This is a genomic window from Serratia sp. CoH_122_TC_1, from assembly GCF_058191755.1.
The window spans coordinates 13,367-33,402 of the sequence record NZ_JBXWLA010000013.1; the positions used below are offsets into that span (position 1 = coordinate 13,367).

The following is a 20,036-nucleotide window of genomic DNA, read 5'->3' on the forward strand; positions in this document are numbered from 1 at the left end:
GGGCGAGCTCACACCGCCGCTGCGCCGTGCAGACATTCTTACGCGCGATAAAAAGGTTTATCCCCCAGAATGGTCGCGCGGTGCATTATGCGCCGCTGCGGCAGATAATCCGCGTTGGCGTAATGCTGCGTCACGCGGTTATCCCAAATGGCAATGTCATTTTCCTGCCAGCGCCAACGCACCTGGAATTCCGGTTTGGTAATATGCGCAAACAGGAAATTCAGCAGTGCATCGCTTTCCTTTGGTGCCAAATCAACAATCCTGGTGGTAAAGCCTTCATTGACGAACAGCGCCTGACGACCACTCACGGGATGGGTCCGCACCACCGGATGCAACAAAGGGGGATTTTTCTGCACCGCCAACTGCCAGCGCTGGTGTTCCTCTTCGCTACCACGATGCTTATGCTCCGGGAATGACTTGGTAAAATCATGTTCCGCCCTCAACCCCGCCAACAATTGCCTGAACGGTTCAGACAGCGCGTCATAAGCCGCAATACCGCTGGCCCACAGCGTGTCACCACCGGCAGAAGGCAGCGTTTTCGCCGCCAAAATTGCCCCTAGCGGCGGGTTTTCGATAAAGGTCACGTCGGTATGCCAGTTATCATTATCCGGCGGATTATTATCATGGGTATCCAGCACGATGATCTCTTTCACATCGGCGGCCTGCGGGTAGACCGGGTGGATGTGCAGATCACCGAAGCGACCGGCTAAATTACGCTGCTGCAAGGGTGTAATTGGCTGATTACGCAAGAACAGCACTTGGTGTTTCAGCAAGGCATGGTAAAGCTGCTCGAATTGGCCGTCGCCCAAGGGTCTTGCCAGCTCAACGTTTTCCACCAGCGCACCGATATAGGGGCCCAACGGGATGATATTCAAACGTTCGTTCATTGTTGTACTCCATGCCACGGGGTCAATCGGCGCTGCAAGGCGCGCAGCCCCAGCTCCAACCCAAATGCAATAATCGCAATCACGCCAATGCCAGCCAGCACCACATCGGTAGCCAGAAACTCACCGGCGGATTGCACCATAAATCCGAGGCCGCGAGTGGCGGCAATCAACTCCGCGGCCACCAACGTCGACCAACCGACCCCGAGCCCAATACGGATGCCGGTCAAAATCTCAGGCAGTGCGCTCGGCAACACCACAAAACGCAGCACCTGCCAGCGGCTGGCGCCCAAGGCTTGGGCAGCCCGCACACGAACCTGAGCCACACTGCGCACGCCAGCGACGGCCGACAATGTTACCGGGGCGAAAATCGCCAGATAAATCAGTAATATCTTTGAGGTTTCGCCGATGCCGAACCAAATCACCATCAGGGGTAAATAGGCCAATGGCGGCACCGGCCGATAAATTTCAATCAGCGGATCCAGAATGCCACGCACCGTCTCATTCAATCCCATCGCGATCCCCACCGGGACCCCGATAATCACCGCGGCCAGCAGCGCTACCAGAATGCGCCCCAGGCTGGCGGCCAAGTGTTGCCACAGCGTGGCATCCATAAAGCCCTGCGGGCTGGCAATCGTGATGAGCTGATGCAATACCTGCTGCGGAGCAGGCAAAAATAATGGGCTAATCAGGTTCAGCGCCGTGACACCCCACCAGGCGGCCAATACCACCAACAAGGTCGCACTGCTTAGCCAGACATTACGCGGTACGCTAAACCGACGACGCACAACCACCTGCGGCTGAGCAACCTCTTTGAGAGCGGAATGCAGACTCATAGCAAGGCCTCGCGCTGTTGGAATACTTTGCCCAGCACATATTCGCGCTGCGCGATAAATTCGGGATCGGATTTGATTGAACGGCAAGCCTCGCCGTCGGCATAACGCTGGCCGAAGTTCAGCGACAAACGTTCCACCACCTGGCCCGGCCCCGGCGACAACAGCAACAGCTCGCTAGCAAGGAACACCGCCTCTTCAATATCATGGGTGATCAGAAGCACCTGCTTGCCGGTATCACGCCAAATGGTCAGTAACAGCTCCTGCATTTGCTCACGGGTAAAAGCATCCAGCGCGCCGAACGGCTCATCCAGCAATAGCAGGCGAGGATCGGCTGCCAGTGCACGTGCAATACCCACCCGCTGCCGCATGCCACCGGAAAGCTGCCAGATGAAATGCTGTTCGTAACCCGCCAACCCGACGTGCTGTAACATCTGCTGCGCCACCTGGCGACGCTGTTGTTTGCCAACGCCGGCCAGCTGCAGGCCAAACTCAACGTTATCCACCACATTGCGCCACGGCAGTAAACCCTCATGCTGGAACACCACGCCCCGCTCGGCGCCAGGGCCATTCACGGTCGTTCCATCCAGCGTGATGCTGCCAGCTGAAGGCTCAATAAACCCGGCGATCAAATTCAGCAGCGTGGTTTTGCCGCAGCCCGAGGGGCCAAGTACCACCACCAGTTGCCCTGCGGCAATTTGGAACGAGACGTCGCGCAGCGCTGGACGCCCCTGATATTCTGCTGAAAGGTGATTAACGTTTAGCATTCTGCTCCCTTACGACTGCGGCGCAGCCTGCACCTGTTTTACAAAACGATCGGTGACATAGGCACTGTAATCACTGTCGACCTGTGGAATTTTGCCCTGTTGTTTGAGGAATTCCGCCGTATCGTGAATAGCCTTGTCCACCGGCTGACCCAACTGGGTGATCTGCTCCGCAACCGGCAGGTAGGTATTGCCCTTCACCAAGACCGGTATCTGCTCTTCCGGCACACCGCTTAGACGGGCCAGCGTGCTGAGATTTCCTTTGTCCTTCAGCCACTGCTCCGGCTGCGCCAGATAGGCTTTTTGGGCATTCAGCGCACTGGCAGCAAAGGCCGTCACCACTTCAGGATGTTTTTCTGCAAAGTCTTTACGCACCACCCAGACATCAAGGGTCGGAGCCCCCCACTGTCCGACCTCGGCAGAATCCGTCAGCACCTTGCCTTGTTTGGCCAACTCATTGACCACCGGTGCCCAGACATAGGCCCCATCGATATCACCGCGTTGCCAGGCAGCGGCAATGGCCGGTGGTTGTAAATTAAGAATGTTGACCTGCTCAGGTTTGATACCCCAGTGCTTCAACGAGGCTAGCAGGCTGTAATGGGTGGTAGAGATAAAGGGCACAGCGATGCGTTTGCCGATCAAGTCCTGTGGACTTTTAATCGTCTTCTTCACCACCAGGGCCTCGGAGCTGCCAAGTTGTGAGGCGATCAAGAACACTTCGATGGGGAGTTTCTGGCTGGCGGCTACTGCCAGTGGACTGGAGCCGATATTACCGATCTGCACGTCGCCGGAGGCTAGCGCACGCAACACGCTTGAGCCGCTGTCAAACTTACGCCAGTCAACGGTGGCACCGGACTGTTTAGCGAAGCTATTTTCCGCCTGCGCTACCTTGGCAGGTTCCGCCGACGTTTGGTACGCCACGGTCACGTCCACTGCGTAGGCGCTGGCCGTACTGAGTGACAACACCAGAAGTGCCGCGCTGCGTAATGAAAAGAGTTTGCTCGCCATGGTCCGCTCCAATGATAAAAGTCTGTTCAGTTGCTGACAGTTTTATCTGAGCGGTGACGAGCTATAAAAGAATAAAAAAAACTTCGTTATTACCCTAGAGAATATGAATTACAGGAAATCATCATCACGCCAACAGCTCCCCACGCAGGAAAACCCGGGCGTAACCACCAATCAAGGTGCGATCCCCCTTCAGTTCGCAGAACAATTCACCACCGCGCACCGAAACCTGGCGTGCGCGCAGTTGATGACGCCCCAGACGAGCGGTCCAATACGGCATCAACGTGCAGTGTGCTGAGCCGGTTACCGGGTCTTCGCCGCCGTCGAGGGTGAAATAGCGGGAGACAAAGTCTACCGTTTCACCCGGAGCACTGACGATCACCGCACGGCCGGTCAGGGCAATTAATGCCGGGACATCGGGGTGTACTGCCCGTACCTGCGCTTCATTTTCCAGCACCACCAGCAGCGCATTGGCCTGCCACACTTCCTGCACAGGGATCCCCAATAGCGCCGCCAACTCGGCAGGCTCTTCGATCTTCTGCGGTGGCCGAGACGGGAAGTCCAAAATCAAACGTTCACCATCCTCGACATCACGCTTAACGTACAGGTCGCCGCTTGCCGAGCGGAACCGAATATCTTGCAATGCCGGGTTTACCGCACTGAACATCACGTGCGCCGCCGCTAACGTGCCATGGCCACACAGATCGACCTCGCGCTGAGGTGTAAACCAGCGAATAGCCGACATATCGCCATCGTCCCAGACAAAACTGGTCTCCGGCAGACTCAGTTCATTGGCGATAGCCTGCATCTCTGCGGCCGACAATGGATGCTTCAGCAGGCAGACGCCGGCAGGGTTGCCACGGAACCCTTCGCCGGTAAAAGCCGCCACGTGGAAGTAATTTTCTGCCATCTGCAATTCCTTAATGCCAGATGAGTAACACACAGGCCGCCGTCAGCAGCCCCATAGAAACATTAAAGATGATCCAGGCCTTTTTGCTGCGCAACAGGCGGCCAATCACCGTACCAAATCCCAGCCAAATCACCCCGGCGACGATATTCACCACCAAAATGCCCAGCGAGATTGCCAGAATCGACGTATTATATTTATCGCCCGCCAGGCTGAAGCTTGCCACCGCCCCCAATGCCATCAACCAGGCCTTGGGGTTAAGGAACTGCAACAGCCAGCCCTGGTACAGACGTATCGGTTTGGGTGGCGCCACATCGGTTTCCAGTTTTTCATAGGCTGCCGTCGCCACTTTCCACGCCAGCCACAGCAGGTACAGGCTGCCGAGAATTTTCAGCACCAGGTGCAATGCGGGGTAAACCAGTATCAGGCTACCCACGCCGAACGCCACCAGCAGCAAAATACTTTGCATGCCCAACATGATGCCAATCATCAGCAGCAGTGAGCGCATAAAACCAAAGTTGGTGCCGGAAGTTGTCAGTAACATATTGTTTGGGCCAGGCGTGATCGCAGCAACCCACAAGAAGCCTAACATCGAAAGAAATAAACTCGGTTCCATGAGGTGGGTGCTCCTCACCCAGGGGGATTTTTTGCAGTATTATTGTTAACTCAGGTAGTGAAGCTAACAGCGCACTATTAATCTCACAATAGCCGCCAAAAAGATTTTTATTCACGTTATGCATGAATCCTTTCGCCCTTTGACCGGGGCCAGTAATCCACATTTACAGACACTGTTGCCACGGTTGGTGCGCCGCCGCGTGCAGCTAAAACCGCACTGGCAAAGGCTGGAATTGCCCGACGGTGATTTTGTCGATCTTGCCTGGAGCGAAGATCCCGCCCTGGCCAGCCACAAGCCACGCGTGGTCCTGTTTCACGGGCTGGAAGGGAGTTTCTATAGCCCCTATGCCCACGGTCAGCTCAGCGCCTGGCGCGAAAAAGGGTGGCTCGGCGTGGTGATGCATTTTCGCGGCTGTAGCGGCGTCCCCAACCGTAAATCACGTATTTATCATTCCGGCGAAACGGAGGATGCACGCTTCTTCCTGCAGTGGCTACGAACCACCTACGGAGAAGTACCAACCGCCGCGGTGGGCGTCTCGCTCGGCGGCAACATGTTGGCCTGCTATCTGTCCCAGCAAGGAAACAAGAGTTTGCTGCACGCTGCCGTCGTGGTATCTGCGCCGCTGATGTTGGAACCTTGTTCATGGCGAATGGACCAAGGCTTCTCACGGGTTTACCAGCGATACTTGCTCGGGCAATTGAAACAGAATGCCACCCGTAAATTATTGCACTACCCAGACACCCTGCCGCTTAAGCTGACGCAGCTTAATGCGTTGCGCCGCATCCGTGACTTTGACGATGCCATTACGTCACGCATCCATGGTTTCAACGACGCCACTGACTATTACCGTCGTTGCAGTGCCTTACCGCTGCTGCCGGCGATCCAAACACCGCTGCTGATCATCCATGCCAAAGACGATCCCTTTATGACCGCCGAGGTGATCCCCGACGTGGCCACACTGCCACACAATATCGAATACCAGTTGACCGAGTTTGGCGGCCACGTCGGCTTTGTCGGCGGCACGTTGAACAAACCCCATATGTGGCTGGAATACCGTATTCCATCCTGGCTTGCCCCTTATCTGGAAACAACCTCGTGATTATCCCCTGGAAAGAACTGGAAACTGAGACCCTTAATAGCCTGATCGAGTCCTTTGTGCTGCGAGAAGGGACGGACTACGGTGAGCACGAGCGCTCGCTGGAGCAAAAAGTGGAAGATGTGCGCCGTCAGCTGAAAAATGGCGAAGTATTGCTGGTGTGGTCAGAACTGCATGAAACCATCAACATCATGCCGCGAGGGCAGTTCCGTGCCGGGCAAGAAGAAATTTAGTCTTGCTCGGTTCTATGACTGACGGAAAAAATCAGGTAACAATGGGCTATTGCAAACCAACGCGCGGAATTTTGCCCTTGGCGAAAGGGCGTCAAACAGACCAATAACCATAACTGACGCCTGCGCATTTAACACGGAGTGAGCACCACTATGTCCGCCAAACATCCCGTTATCGCAGTGACCGGTTCTAGCGGAGCCGGCACTACCACGACCAGCGTGGCGTTCCGTAAAATCTTTCAGCAGCTGAATATCCGCGCCGCAGAGCTGGAAGGCGACAGTTTCCACCGCTATACCCGACCGGAAATGGATGCAGCTATCCGTAAAGCACGCGATCTCGGCCGTCATATCAGTTATTTCGGCCCCGAAGCCAACGACTTCGGCCTGCTGCAACAAAGCTTTCTCGACTACGGCAAGAACGGTACCGGCCGTTCACGCAAGTATCTGCATACCTACGATGAAGCGGTGCCTTATAACCAGGTTCCCGGTACCTTTACACCTTGGGAGCCTTTACCGGCACCGACTGACGTGCTGTTCTATGAAGGGCTACACGGCGGCGTAGTGACCGAACACAACGACGTGGCCAAACATGTCGACCTGCTGGTTGGCGTGGTGCCTATCGTGAATCTGGAATGGATTCAGAAGCTGATCCGCGATACCGGTGAACGCGGCCACTCCCGTGAAGCGGTGATGGACTCGGTGGTACGTTCGATGGAGGATTACATCAACTACATTACGCCGCAGTTCTCACGCACCCATATCAACTTCCAGCGGGTACCCACGGTCGACACGTCGAATCCGTTTGCCGCCAAGGCGATCCCTTCGCTGGACGAGAGCTTTGTGGTGATTCACTTCCGCGGCCTGGATCAAATCGACTTCCCTTATTTACTGGCGATGCTGCAGGGATCCTTTATCTCACACATCAATACGCTTGTGGTGCCGGGCGGCAAAATGGGGCTGGCGATGGAGCTGATCATGGCACCCTTGGTGCAGCGTCTGCTGGAAGGCAAAAAAATCGAATAAGTGGGTAGAGCGCGGCAGTCAGCCGCGCCTTTTCGCCATTAGGCCACGTCGCGGATTTCAAAGCTGTGAGTCACGCTTGCGGCCTTACTCAGCATCAATGACACCGAGCAGTATTTCTCCGCCGAGAGGTTCACCGCCCGCTCAACGATTTTGTCGCTCAGATCTTTACCGCTCACGATAAAGTGCAGGTTGATATGGGTGAACAGCCGCGGTGCTTCTTCACGTCGTTCAGAAGTCAGCTTGACCTCGCAATCACGCACATCATTACGCCCTTTTTGCAGGATCGACACCACATCGATAGCACTACAGCCCCCTACCGACATCAGCACCATTTCCATCGGGCTGGGCGCTTTGTCGCCCGCATTGCCGTCCATCAACACCTGATGGCCAGACGCGGATTCACCCAGAAACGTTAACCCTTCCACCCACTTAACTCTTGCCTGCATACTGGTCACTCCGGTTAATTTCTTAAAATCAGGGTACGCTTTCGCATAGAAACTGGCAACGGAACCTGATGCTAATCATGCTGAAGCGAGACAACACAAGACACCCGCCTCACTCTGTGCTACAAACAGAGCCGCAATAAATCTTTCCGGGACACTGATTTCAGGGAAACTCCCAGGGAAAGGCTCCTTTACCGGTATGTTAACAGAATGTAGCTTGCAGCTCTCCCGGCAAGTTAATATGCTAGAGCGACAGCGTATATTTATGACACGCCTCAAAATCTGCTGATAGCCACCATTAAAACAACGGCGACAACAGGTTTTACAGGGAACTCTGACCCCTGTGACACAAGGCAGCGATAACAACAGAGGATAACAGCGAATGGTTCTCGGCAAACCGCAAACAGACCCTACTCTCGAATGGTTCCTGTCTCATTGCCATATCCACAAATATCCATCCAAAAGTACGCTGATTCACCAAGGTGAAAAAGCCGAAACGCTTTACTACATCGTCAAAGGCTCCGTCGCGGTGCTGATTAAGGATGAAGAAGGTAAAGAGATGATTTTATCCTACCTTAACCAGGGGGATTTCATCGGCGAGCTTGGATTATTTGAAGAAGGTCAGGAGCGTAGCGCCTGGGTTAGGGCGAAGACCGCCTGTGAAGTGGCTGAAATTTCCTACAAGAAATTCCGCCAGTTAATTCAGGTCAACCCGGACATCCTGATGCGCCTGTCAGCCCAGATGGCAAACCGTCTGCAGATAACATCTGAGAAAGTGGGTAACCTCGCCTTCCTGGACGTTACAGGCCGTATCGCGCAAACACTGCTGAACCTGGCGAAACAACCTGATGCCATGACCCATCCTGATGGTATGCAGATTAAAATTACTCGTCAGGAAATTGGCCAAATCGTCGGTTGTTCACGTGAAACCGTTGGCCGTATTCTGAAAATGCTTGAAGATCAAAACCTGATCTCCGCCCACGGCAAAACCATTGTCGTTTACGGCACGCGTTAATCACTGAAAAAACGGCGCGATGATTCGCGCCGTTTTTTTATGCCCCAAGTCATCATGTGGCGCAGACTGATTTACCACCCGGAAGTCAACTATGCACTGCGGCAAACGCTGGTGCTGTGCCTGCCAGTGTTACTCGGCCTGTTGAGCGGCCAACTGCAATACGGCCTATTATTTTCCCTGGTTCCTGCCTGCTGCAATATTGCCGGGCTAGACACCCCTCACAAACGCTTCTTCAAACGTCTGATCGTCGGTGGCTCTCTATTTGCACTCAGCAGCCTGCTATTACAGCAAGCATTGCTTTGGCACTTGCCGTTGCCGGTGTTGATGCTTGGCCTGGCACTGCTTCTCGGCGTCAGCGGTGAAATAAGTCCGTTACATGCCCGCCTGTTGCCCGCCTCGCTGGTTGCCGCCATTTTCTCCCTCAGTATGGCCGGTACAGTTCCGCTTTGGCACGCACCGCTGCTATACGTCGTGGGTACCGCCTGGTACGGGCTGTTTACCTGGTTTTGGTTCACGCTGTGGAAAGAACAACCGATGCGCGAATCGCTCAATCAGCTCTATTTGGAACTGGCGGACTACTTTGAGGCCAAATATTCGCTGCTGACCCAGCATACCGATCCACAGACCGCATTACCGCCACTGTTGATACGCCAGCAAAAAGTGATGGATCTGATCACCCTGCTGTATCAGCAGCTTAACTTTCTACCGCACGCCAGTAACCTCGAACAAAAGCGCCTACAGCGTACTTTTCAGGTCGCACTGGATCTGCAGGAACACATTACCGTCAGTCTACATCTGCCGGAAGAAGTGCAAAAACTGGTGGAGCAAAGCCAGGCCGAAGCCATCATCCGCCGCAATGCACAGGTGATTGCCGGCCGGCTGCGCACGGTGGCACACGATATTCTCTATCACCAGCATTCTCAGCGTTTCAATATGGACAATGAACTGGCGGCGCTAGAGAAAGTGGCAGCGCAGCACCCGGATAACCCCGTTGGGCAGTTCTGTTACTACCATTTCAGCCGTATTGCTCGTCTGTTACGCACCCAACACCCGCTTTACCGACGCGATCTGATGGCCAATCAAAACCGTTTGCCGTTCTGGCCTGCGCTAGTTAGTTACCTGTCATTTAAATCCAACGCCCTGCGCAATGCGGCACGCCTGGGTGTCACACTCGCTGCCGGCAGTAGCCTCGGGATGATTTTCAACTTACCGAAGCCTTACTGGATACTGTTGACCATCATGCTGGTGAGCCAGAATGGCTACAACGCCACCCGGGTACGTATCCAGCACCGTGCGCTTGGCACCCTGGTTGGGCTCGTACTCGCCGCCGGCCTGCTGCAACTGCAGTTGCCTGAGGCTGAAACGCTGAGCGTAATGCTGGTGATCACCCTGCTGGCCTACTTGGTCTCGCGTAAAAACTACGGGTTGGCAGTGATTGGTTTTACGGTAACGGCGGTCTACACCTTGCAATTACTGGCGCTAAACGGTACCCATTTTCTGGTTCCACGCCTGATCGATACCTTGATCGGTTGTGTGCTGGTGTTTGGCAGCACCATCTGGTTATGGCCACAGTGGCAAAGCGGTTTGCTGCGTAAGAACGCTCACCAAGCGCTGGAGAACGATCAACAGGCATTGCGTTTACTGTTGGAAGAGCAAGAGCCCGATCCCAGTGCGCTGGCCTATGCCCGCATGCAGGTCAATCAGTCACACAATGCGCTTTTCACCTCGCTTAATCAGGCAATGCAGGAGCCGGGGTTTGAATCGAGCTATCTGGCGGATATGCGCCTGTGGGTGACACACAGCCAGTTTATTGTTGAGCATCTTAATGCAATGACCATTCTGGCGCGTGAACACTATATGCTGACGCCAAAGCTGGCGGAGGAGTATCTGCAAACCTGTGAAATCGCGCTGCAAAGCTGTCAGCAGCGCCTGGAATACGACGGGCCGAGCAGCAACGCCATCATGCAGCCGCCGGATCTCCACCCAGAGATGCCGATTACCGAGATGGAACGCCACCTGCGGCGCATTCTGTCGCACCTGAGCGTGATGCACACCATTTCGTCACTGGCCTGGCGCCAGCGTCCGCACCACGGCATCTGGCTGAAGCGTAAATTACGCGATCAATAAGGGCGCCGTAGGGCGCCCTTAGGTTGATGACATAGTGCTCTGTTGTTTTGTGGGAGGGGCGCGCCCCGTCATCCATGCAACGCATTAAGCGTTAATCACATCCTGCACGGCCAACTCAAACAGTGCCATACCCTCGTCAATATCCTGAGTCTCCACCACCAGCGAAGGAGCAAAGCGGATCACATTTGGCCCGGCGTTAAGAATCATCAGCCCACGTGCAGCGGCAGCGGTCAGGAAGTCACGCGCTTTACCCTGATATTGCGGTGTCAGCTCAGCACCAATCAGCAGGCCCATGCCACGAATGTCGCTGAAGATACCGTACTGCTCGCCCACCTTCTTTAACGCCTGCACGTACAAACCATGGCGCAGTTCAATGCCGCTCAGCACCTCTGGCGTATTGATCACGTCCAGTGCGGCTTCTGCCACGGCACAGGCTAGCGGGTTGCCACCGTAGGTGGTGCCATGAGTGCCTACCTGCATTACCGACGCAATGTCTTCGGTGGTCAACATGGCGCTGACCGGGAAACCACCACCGAGAGCTTTGGCTGTGGTAAGAATGTCCGGCGTCACACCATAATGCATGTAAGCGAACAGCTTGCCGCTGCGCCCCATACCGCTTTGTACTTCATCGAATATCAGTAGCGCCTGGTGCTTGTCGCAGAGTTCACGTACGCCTTTGAGGAATTCGGCATTTACCGGGGTAATACCGCCTTCACCCTGAATCGGTTCCATCACTACCGCACAGGTGTGGTCATCCATCACGGCTTTTACCGCAGCCAGATCGTTGAACGGCACGTGCACGATATCCGCAGGCTTCGGCCCAAAGCCGTCAGAATACTTGGCCTGCCCACCCACTGAGACCGTGAAGAGCGTACGGCCGTGAAACGCGTTATAAAACGCGATGATTTTGGTTTTGTATGGACTATGCCGGGTAATCGCGTAATGGCGTGCCAGTTTGAAGGCCGCCTCATTGGCTTCCGCACCGGAGTTGGCGAAAAACACCCGATCGGCAAACGTGGCCTGGATCAATTTGGTGGCCAAGCGCAGCGCCGGTTCGTTCGTGAAGACGTTGCTGGTATGCCACAGGGTTTCACCCTGCTCTTTCAGCGCCGCCACCAGCGCCGGGTGGCAATGCCCCAACGCCGTCACCGCGATGCCACCGGAGAAATCGATGTACTCTTTCCCCTGTTGATCCCATACACGGCTGCCTTTACCGCGTACCGGCACGAACTGAGCAGGTGCATAAACAGGCAGGATAACCTGATCAAAGGTACTGCGGCTTACTGCGGATTTTTCGGTCATTATTGGGTCCACCCTAGGGGTTCTTCAGCGTAATCTTGATGAACAAGTGAAAATATAATCACAAAATATGCATAAAAAACCAATGAAGGGCAAACGCAAATCACCTTCCCGGCGAAAAAAAAGCTAACGGTTTAACTTTTAAGGAAATTATCCAGCAGTTGGTGCCCCTGTTCGCTGAGAATGCTCTCAGGATGGAACTGCACCCCTTCCAGCGCCAGCTGGCGGTGGCGAATGCCCATGATCTCATCGTGCACACCGTCGCGCTCACTCCAGGCCGTCACGTCAAAACAGTCCGGCAGCGTCGCGGCTTCAAGCACCAACGAGTGATAACGGGTCACCGTCAGCGGATTGTGCAACCCGTGAAAAACACCAGAATCAAAATGGCGGATCGCCGAGGTTTTGCCGTGCATGACTTCTCGTGCCCGCACCACCTTAGCGCCAAAGGCCTGCCCCAGCGCCTGATGGCCCAGACAAACACCGAGGATCGGCAATTTACCGGCAAAATGACGGATGGCATCCAGCGAAATGCCGGCTTCGTTCGGCGTGCAGGGGCCGGGAGAAATCACTAAACGCTGCGGCGCCAGCCTTTCGATGTCGGCCAGTTGCAGCTCATCGTTGCGCTTTACCACCACCTCGGCGCCCAATTCGCAGAAGTACTGGTAAAGGTTATAGGTAAAAGAGTCGTAGTTATCGATCAACAGCAGCATAGTCTTTCCAACGGGCATCATCGTAGGGGGCAAATACCTTGCCCCGATTTACACGGGCGCAGTATACAACGCCCCTACAATACCGCCGCTACCGATAATTTCAGCTTACTTTTTGCGACCGCCCATAATCGAGCCCAGTACACCGCGCAAGATCTGACGGCCCAGATCGCGTGCCATGCTTTTGGCCGCAGTCTGGACAATGCCATCATGCTTGCCGCCGCGCGGGCCGGTAGAACCAAACAAGATTTCATTCAGCCCCCCCATCAAGCCGCCACCCGCCTGCTGTTGTGCCTGAGGTTGCTGTGCAGACTGGCCTGCTTGCGGGGTGCCGACGGTAGAAAACCCCTGAGCCGACAGCTTTTCATAGGCCGACTCACGGTCAACCATATCTTCGTAACGCCCATACAACGGCGACTTATTGATCGCACTGTTGAGCCCTTCCGCCCCCAGCATCCCCATTTTGGATTCCGGCGCGATCACCATCGCCCGCTCCACCACATTAGGACGCCCTTTTTCGTCGAGGAAAGAGACCAACGCCTCGCCAACGCCCAGCTCAGCGATCGCCGTTTCGGCATCAAAGGCCGGGTTGGCACGCATGGTTTGTGCCGCGGCCTTCACGGCTTTCTGATCGCGTGGCGTAAAGGCCCGCAACGCATGCTGCACGCGGTTGCCCAACTGCCCCAGCACGCTGTCCGGGATATCCAGCGGGTTCTGGGTCACAAAGTAAATTCCGACACCTTTGGAGCGGATCAAACGCACAACCTGTTCGATTTTGGTCAGCAAGGCCGCCGGCGCATCGTTGAACAACAGATGCGCTTCATCGAAGAAGAACACCAGCTTTGGCTGTTCTGGATCGCCCACTTCTGGCAGGTGTTCGAATAGCTCGGCCAGGAGCCACAGCAGGAACACCGAATACAGCTTCGGCTGATTAATCAGCTTATCTGCCGCCAGCAGGTTGATAATACCCTGCCCATTGGCATCAGTTTTCATCAGGTCATTGATGTCCAGCATCGGTTCGCCGAAGAACATATTGGCACCCTGTTCTTCCAGCGTCAGCAACCCGCGCTGGATCGCACCTACCGAAGCGGAAGAGATATTGCCGTATTGAGTCTGGAACTGTTTGGCGTTGTCCCCCACATACTGCACCATCGCGCGCAGATCTTTCATATCCAGCAGCAGCAACGCATTATCGTCAGCAATTTTGAATACCAACTGCAGTACACCGCTTTGTACGTCGTTCAGATCCAGTAAGCGGGCCAGCAGTAACGGCCCCAGATCAGACACGGTGGCGCGGATCGGGTGGCCCTTTTCACCGTAGATGTCCCATGGAATGATGGTGCAAGCTTGCGGCTGCCAGTCAGTGACGCCTATTGCCGCCAAACGCGCCTGCAATTTCTCCGAGGGCACGGCTGCGGTGCCAATCCCTGAGAGATCGCCCTTTACGTCCGACAAAAACACCGGCACGCCAATACGTGAAAACTGTTCAGCCATTTTTTGCAGCGTCACGGTTTTACCCGTCCCGGTCGCACCGGTGATCAGACCATGGCGGTTCGCCAACGCGGGCAAAATAACCAAATCTTGTACCGGTTTCCCGTCTTTCATCGCTTTGGCAATAATCCGTGCTTCACTCATTTTCGTTTCCTTGGGCGCTCTGACACGGCGCAAAAAGCGCCTGTTGATGTCAATAAAGCTATAAGCGCGGCGTAACCCCGTCAAGGACAAACAAAAAGGGCGTCATCAAGACGCCCACAAAGCCAATATTTTCAGAATCTACCTAGCCCCGCAGCCCCAATTCTTCCTTCAGGGTTTTCAGGTAGCGGCGGCTGACCGGCACCGGCTCCCCTACCGGCATGATCATTTCTGCCGCACCACTGTCATCGAACCGAATTTCACGCACCTGCTCCAGGTTGACCAAATACTGACGATGGCAACGAACCAACGGCGTTCGGAGTTCCAACGTCCGTAGCGTCAGCTCGGTGAAACACTCCATGCCGTCATTACGTACAACAAACACCCCACTCAATCGTGAACGGACAGCCACCACCTCATCAAAACGCAGTAGATAAATACGGCTGTGGCCCGCGCAGGGAATGTATTTCAAGTCACCGGCGCTTTCATCCAACACGGCCATATTTTGTTGCCCGCGATGCTGTTGCAAACGCTGCAACGTTTTGCTCAACCGCTTGGGTTCCGCCGGTTTCAACAGGTAATCAAAGGCGTGTTCTTCGAAAGCCCGCACCGCATATTCATCATAAGCGGTCAGAAACACGATATGCGGCATGCGGTTGGGATCGAGCATGCCGACCATCTCCAACCCGGTGATTCGCGGCATCTGTATATCCAGAAAAACAACGTCAGGCTGCAGCCGATGGATGCCGCTGATGGCTTCTATTGCGTTAGCACATTCACCAACAATGCTGATCCCCTCTTCTGCTTCCAGTAAATGCCGCAGGTTATCGCGCGCAGAAGGCTCATCATCGACAATCAGTACGTTTAACATCAGGCTGCCCTCGCCAAGGGTACATTGAGCGTAATACGGGTGAATAATTGCGGCTCACAGGCCACCTGCACGCCATAGCCATCGCCGTAGCGTACACGAATACGCTTATCCACCAGGTTCATTCCCAGCCCGCTGTTATTTGCCTTCGGTTGGAATAGGCCTGCATTGTCAGTCACCTGCAGGAGTAAACACCCGTCTTCAAGGCGCGCACCGATATCGATTTTCCCTACGCCCAGCAGCTGAGACGTGCCGTGCTTAATGGCATTTTCAACAATAGGTTGCAGTGAAAATGCCGGTAACCGCACCGCCAGCAACTCTTGCGGCAACGACATGGAGATCTCCAGCCGATCGGCAAAGCGCGCCAGTTCGATCTGCAAATAGGCGTTCACATGTTCAAGCTCATCGGCCAGGCTAACCTCGTCATCTGAACGTTTCAGGTTCTTGCGGAAAAAGGTAGAAAGGTACTGCACCAACTCGCAGGCCCGGTTACCGTCACGCCGGATAACCGCCACCAGCGTATTCAGCGTGTTAAACAGGAAGTGCGGGTTGACCTGCGCATGCAGCAATTTGATTTCCGACTGCGCCAACAACTGTTTATGGCGCTCATACTGCCCGGCCATAATCTGTGCGGATAACAGGCTGGCAATCCCCTCGCCCAACGTCCTATTGATGGTGCTGAACAAACGGCTCTTGGGTTCGTAGAGTTTGATGGTACCAATCACCCGTTGGTTTTCACCACGCAGTGGGATCACCAGCGTTGAGCCCAGTTTGCAAGCGGGGTTGATCGAACAGGAGTAGGAAAGCTCATTGCCATCAGCGTAAACCACTTCGTTGTTGTCGATCGCGCGGTGTGAGTGACACGATGAAATCGGCGTGCCAGGCAGGTGATGGTCGTCACCGATGCCCATAAACGCCAGCAGCTTCTCGTGGTCGGTGATCGCCACGGCGCCAATCCCCAGCTCCTGGTAGATAACCCGTGCCACTTTCATGCTATTTTCCTGATCAAACCCCTGTCGCAAGATACCTTCGGTACGCTCCGCTATCTTCAACGCCTTGGCCGAAAACGCCCCGGTGTATTTCTCGAACATCGCTCGTCTATCGAGCAGGATTTGCATAAACATTGCGGCACCCAGGGTATTGGCGATCAGCATTGGCAACGCAATGTGCTCCACCAGCCGCAGCGCTTCGTCAAACGGACGGGCAATCGCCAGAATAATTGCCATTTGCAGCACTTCAGTGACGAGCGCTACCCCCGCGACAAACAGCGGATTAAACAGCAAATCGATGCGACGATGGCGCATCGCGATACTGTGCACGACGCCGCCGACCAACCCCTCAGCCACGGTGGATACCGCGCAGGCAACATCGGTCATGCCGCCCAGGGTGTAGCGATGCAGCCCCCCCGTCAGCCCGACCAGAAAGCCCACCGAAGGTCCGCCCAACAGGCCACCCAGCACGGCGCCGATCGCGCGGGTGTTGGCAATTGAACCTTCTACATGCAGGCCGAAATAGGTACCCATGATGCAGAACACAGAGAAGATGACGTAGCACAATAGCTTGTGCGGCAGGCGAATGGTCACCTGCGTCAGCGGAATGAATAACGGGGTTTTGCTCAGCAAATAAGCAATGACAAGATAGACGCACATTTGCTGTAGCAACAGCAGAACCTGGCTAAATTCAAACATGGCAGCAGCTCATCCCTTAACAAAACAAATGCATCCCCACGTGGTTGACGTTGCAGCAAGGCGACAAGGGCGAAAATCCTCAGGAACTTACGCAGGTAAGTGACTGGGGTGAACGCACGTAGCCAACAATGTTGCGGCTTCAGGCAAGAGGGGTATAACGCCGGGTTTCCGGTCTGATTATGAGCTGGCGATTAAAGCATGTGGCGGGGGAAAAAACAGTGATGCAGGCAAGGCTTCCAGGGGAAAGCAACGCAGCCGGCCCGCTTGGGGCCGGCGCAAAATCATTATGGCAGCACTTTTGCGGACAGAATGACGATAGGCTTACTCGGGACATTCTGGTACGGACCAACGTTACCGGTGGGTGCCTGGGAGATTTTATCCACGACATCCATACCTTTGATCACTTTACCGAACACCGCATAGCCGAAATCACGTTGGCCGTGATCCAGGAAGGCGTTATCCGCCACATTCAGGAAGAACTGGCTGGTAGCGCTGTCTTTGTCGGCAGTACGCGCCATCGAAATGGTGCCGCGCAGGTTACGCAGGCCGTTATCCGCTTCGTTCTTGATTGGCGCCTGGGTTGCTTTTTGCTGCATATCCGCAGTAAAGCCACCGCCCTGAACCATAAAGCCCGGGATCACGCGGTGGAAAACGGTGTTGTTGTAATAGCCGCTGTTCACGTAGTCGACGAAGTTCTTGGTGGAAACCGGAGCCTTCTGACTGTCGAGCGCTAATTCGATATTCCCTGCCGACGTGGTCAGCATGACATGAGTTTCACCGGCGGCGAACGCAGCGGGCGCCATTGCTGTCAGGGAACACAGCGCAACGAAGGTCACTAAAGTACGTTTGAACATTAACGGATCCTTTCTCTGGGAGACAAACAACGGAAAAGCGCCTTGATTCTAAAGAGCTGCACCTGCGAGTGCCAGCCATTTACCTATATTTACGTAATTGTGGGATATATCTCAGTCACCCCCGAAATTTACTGCCAAAAGTATGATCGCCTTAGACCTTTTTGCCAACCGCATCACGCATTTTTTGCCCTTTTTACCCCTTCGTCACTTTTTGCGACACAACTCCCGGTTTCGTTTCTCATTCTGGTTAATCTAAACAAATGAGAGCGCTCTCATTTTGAGGCGACACTGAAAACAATGACTATCCGCCGGCATGACTGTCGCGCATTAACTGGAGAAATAATGTGAGTGAATTGATGACTGAAACTGAAATCAGCCCCGATTTTGAAAGCACCATCATGGAGCTGCTGGTGTTCTCCGGTGGTGCCCGCAGCAGTGCGCTGATGGCGCTACAGCAAGCGCGTGCCGGCGACTTTACCGCCTCGGCCAAGCATATGGCCGAGTCCAAAGCATCGGTAAAAAAAGCCCATCGTATTCAGACCCAGCTGATCGGTCTGGACGAAGGCTGCGGCAAACTGACTATCAACCTGATCACCGTTCATGCCCAAGATCATTTGATGAATGCCATGGTGATTCAGGATCTGGCGGACGACATGATTGAACTGTACCGCCGTCAGGCCCAGTTGGAGGTTCGCGCATGAACGCGTTGAAAATCGCTGTTATTGGCGGCGGCAGCAGCTATACACCTGAATTGGTCGATGGGTTGATCCAACGTATCGAAGAGCTGCCGGTGACTGAATTGGCATTGGTAGACGTTGAGCCTGGGCGTGAGAAAGTAGAAATCATTGCCGCACTGACCCAACGCATGTTGGCACGCCACGGGTTAGAGCAAGTGAAGGTTAGCGTGCATTTCGAGCTCGATGACGCGATTCGCGGAGCCAGCTTCGTATTGACGCAGTTCCGCGTCGGGCAACTGCCGGCACGCGCCGCCGACGAGCGTTTAGGGCTGAAATATGATCTTATCGGCCAGGAAACCACCGGCGTTGGTGGCTTTGCCAAAGCGCTGCGCACCATTCCAGTCATGCTGGATATTGCACGCAGAGTAGAAAAATTGGCACCCGATGCCTGGATCATCAACTTTACCAACCCTGCCGGCATTGTCACTGAAGCGGTCTCTCGTTATACCAAAGCGAAAATTATCGGCCTGTGCAACGTACCGATCAGCATGCATCACATGATCGCCAACATGCTGAAGGCACCTTATAGCGAAGTACAGCTGCAGTTCGCCGGCCTCAATCACATGGTGTGGGTACATCAGGTTACGCAAAACGGTCTCGACGTGACCGACCAGGTCATCAACATGCTGTGCGACGGTGCCGCTCTGACGATGAACAACATCAAGGAAGAGCCGTGGCAGCCTGATTTCCTGCGCGCCGTCGGTGCGATCCCATGCCCATATCACCGCTATTTCTATCAGACCAAAGAGATGCTGGCCGAAGAAATTGCCGCAGCGGCCGAACGCGGCACCCGCGCCGAGCAGGTGATGAAAGTAGAGAAAGAATTGTTTGAACTGTATGCCGATCCACATCTCGACAGCAAACCGGAGCAGCTCAGTTTCCGTGGCGGATCATACTATTCAGAAGTCGCGCTGGAGCTTATCCGTGCGATCCATAATAATCTCGGTACGCAATTAGTCGTCAATACAGCAAACCGTGGCGCCATTCGCGGTTTGCCAGACGACGCTGTGATAGAAACTAACTGTATCGTCGATGCGCAGGGCGCACATCCGCTGACGTTTGGCACCTTGCCAGACGCCATGCACGCGCTAACCCAGCAGGTCAAAGCCTATGAACGTCTGACCATCGACGCTGCCGTACATGGCTGCCAACGTAGCGCTCTGTTGGCGCTGGTTACCAACCCACTGGTAGGCAATGCTAACGTGGCACAACCCCTGCTGGATGAAGTGCTGGCGGTGAATGCGCCTTATCTGCCGCAGTTCAAATAACTGTCTGGCAAGCCAGAGTCGCTGATAGATTGCTATAACG

20 protein-coding genes are annotated in these 20,036 nt (G+C 54.8%); 7 read left to right on the top strand and 13 right to left on the bottom strand.

Going from position 1 to position 20,036, the window contains the following annotated elements; translation table 11 throughout:
* Window positions 1–38: 38 nt before the first annotated feature.
* The 6 genes from tauD to AC2FC2_RS17065 form a co-directional block, all read right to left on the bottom strand.
* Entirely contained in the window at window positions 39–887 is an 849-nt protein-coding gene (gene tauD, locus AC2FC2_RS17040; RefSeq protein ID WP_209639081.1) for a taurine dioxygenase, read from the bottom strand.
* The gene (gene tauC / locus AC2FC2_RS17045; protein ID WP_265556010.1) at window positions 884–1,720 is read right to left on the bottom strand and encodes a taurine ABC transporter permease TauC; all 837 of its coding nucleotides are present in this window, start codon (window positions 1,718–1,720) and stop codon (window positions 884–886) included. The genes tauD and tauC overlap by 4 nt, the downstream gene beginning before the upstream one ends.
* Complete coding sequence (gene tauB / locus AC2FC2_RS17050) at window positions 1,717–2,484, bottom strand: taurine ABC transporter ATP-binding subunit (RefSeq protein ID WP_265556012.1); 768 nt, start codon at window positions 2,482–2,484, stop codon at window positions 1,717–1,719. Before tauB ends, tauC begins: the two co-directional genes overlap by 4 nt.
* A gap of 9 nt (window positions 2,485–2,493) precedes the next feature.
* A complete protein-coding gene (gene tauA, locus AC2FC2_RS17055; RefSeq protein WP_490659597.1) occupies window positions 2,494–3,489 on the bottom strand; it encodes a taurine ABC transporter substrate-binding protein in 996 nt (331 codons plus the stop codon).
* A 124-nt stretch (window positions 3,490–3,613) separates the two neighbouring features.
* Window positions 3,614–4,396, bottom strand: coding sequence for a PhzF family phenazine biosynthesis protein (locus AC2FC2_RS17060; protein WP_490659598.1), 783 nt, complete (start codon window positions 4,394–4,396; stop codon window positions 3,614–3,616).
* 10 nt (window positions 4,397–4,406) lie between these two features.
* A complete protein-coding gene (locus AC2FC2_RS17065; RefSeq protein ID WP_490659599.1) occupies window positions 4,407–5,009 on the bottom strand; it encodes a LysE family translocator in 603 nt (200 codons plus the stop codon).
* A gap of 118 nt (window positions 5,010–5,127) precedes the next feature.
* On the opposite strand from AC2FC2_RS17065, the gene AC2FC2_RS17070 reads away from it, so the two are divergent.
* From AC2FC2_RS17070 to AC2FC2_RS17080, 3 genes are all read left to right on the top strand, one after another.
* Window positions 5,128–6,108: a hydrolase gene (locus tag AC2FC2_RS17070; protein ID WP_209639093.1), complete on the top strand. Its 981-nt coding sequence runs from the start codon at window positions 5,128–5,130 to the stop codon at window positions 6,106–6,108.
* Complete coding sequence (locus AC2FC2_RS17075) at window positions 6,105–6,338, top strand: YheU family protein (protein WP_012147255.1); 234 nt, start codon at window positions 6,105–6,107, stop codon at window positions 6,336–6,338. The genes AC2FC2_RS17070 and AC2FC2_RS17075 overlap by 4 nt, the downstream gene beginning before the upstream one ends.
* 150 nt (window positions 6,339–6,488) lie before the next feature.
* Window positions 6,489–7,358: a phosphoribulokinase gene (locus AC2FC2_RS17080; RefSeq protein ID WP_209639095.1), complete on the top strand. Its 870-nt coding sequence runs from the start codon at window positions 6,489–6,491 to the stop codon at window positions 7,356–7,358.
* A gap of 38 nt (window positions 7,359–7,396) precedes the next feature.
* Here the strand turns inward: AC2FC2_RS17080 and AC2FC2_RS17085 are convergent, their stop codons facing one another.
* Window positions 7,397–7,804, bottom strand: a complete 408-nt coding sequence (locus AC2FC2_RS17085; protein ID WP_209639097.1) for an OsmC family protein — start codon at window positions 7,802–7,804, stop codon at window positions 7,397–7,399.
* A gap of 379 nt (window positions 7,805–8,183) precedes the next feature.
* Here AC2FC2_RS17085 and crp point away from each other — a divergent pair, with 379 nt between their 5' ends.
* Both crp and AC2FC2_RS17095 read left to right on the top strand, forming a co-directional pair.
* Complete coding sequence (gene crp / locus AC2FC2_RS17090; RefSeq protein ID WP_004718520.1) at window positions 8,184–8,816, top strand: cAMP-activated global transcriptional regulator CRP; 633 nt, start codon at window positions 8,184–8,186, stop codon at window positions 8,814–8,816.
* Window positions 8,817–8,870: 54 nt separating this feature from the next.
* Entirely contained in the window at window positions 8,871–10,943 is a 2,073-nt protein-coding gene (locus tag AC2FC2_RS17095; RefSeq protein WP_209639455.1) for a YccS/YhfK family putative transporter, read from the top strand.
* 84 nt (window positions 10,944–11,027) lie between these two features.
* Here AC2FC2_RS17095 and argD read toward each other — a convergent pair whose 3' ends face one another.
* The 6 genes from argD to ppiA all read right to left on the bottom strand — a co-directional run bounded on the left by argD (window position 11,028) and on the right by ppiA (window position 17,991).
* Entirely contained in the window at window positions 11,028–12,245 is a 1,218-nt protein-coding gene (argD, locus tag AC2FC2_RS17100; protein WP_490659600.1) for a bifunctional acetylornithine/succinyldiaminopimelate transaminase, read from the bottom strand.
* 131 nt (window positions 12,246–12,376) lie between these two features.
* Complete coding sequence (locus AC2FC2_RS17105) at window positions 12,377–12,952, bottom strand: aminodeoxychorismate synthase component II (protein WP_490659601.1); 576 nt, start codon at window positions 12,950–12,952, stop codon at window positions 12,377–12,379.
* A 105-nt stretch (window positions 12,953–13,057) separates the two neighbouring features.
* On the bottom strand, window positions 13,058–14,584 hold the full coding sequence (locus AC2FC2_RS17110; RefSeq protein WP_490659602.1) for a helicase HerA-like domain-containing protein: 1,527 nt from the start codon (window positions 14,582–14,584) through the stop codon (window positions 13,058–13,060).
* Between the two features lie 142 nt (window positions 14,585–14,726).
* Window positions 14,727–15,452, bottom strand: a complete 726-nt coding sequence (btsR, locus tag AC2FC2_RS17115; RefSeq protein ID WP_490659603.1) for a two-component system response regulator BtsR — start codon at window positions 15,450–15,452, stop codon at window positions 14,727–14,729.
* A complete protein-coding gene (locus AC2FC2_RS17120) occupies window positions 15,452–17,137 on the bottom strand; it encodes a sensor histidine kinase (RefSeq protein ID WP_209639105.1) in 1,686 nt (561 codons plus the stop codon). The genes btsR and AC2FC2_RS17120 overlap by 1 nt, the downstream gene beginning before the upstream one ends.
* 284 nt (window positions 17,138–17,421) lie before the next feature.
* Window positions 17,422–17,991, bottom strand: coding sequence for a peptidylprolyl isomerase A (gene ppiA / locus AC2FC2_RS17125; RefSeq protein ID WP_265556024.1), 570 nt, complete (start codon window positions 17,989–17,991; stop codon window positions 17,422–17,424).
* 356 nt (window positions 17,992–18,347) lie between these two features.
* Here ppiA and AC2FC2_RS17130 point away from each other — a divergent pair, with 356 nt between their 5' ends.
* Window positions 18,348–18,692: a PTS lactose/cellobiose transporter subunit IIA gene (locus AC2FC2_RS17130; protein ID WP_209639460.1), complete on the top strand. Its 345-nt coding sequence runs from the start codon at window positions 18,348–18,350 to the stop codon at window positions 18,690–18,692.
* Complete coding sequence (locus AC2FC2_RS17135) at window positions 18,689–19,996, top strand: 6-phospho-beta-glucosidase (protein ID WP_490659604.1); 1,308 nt, start codon at window positions 18,689–18,691, stop codon at window positions 19,994–19,996. Before AC2FC2_RS17130 ends, AC2FC2_RS17135 begins: the two co-directional genes overlap by 4 nt.
* Window positions 19,997–20,036: the final 40 nt, after the last annotated feature.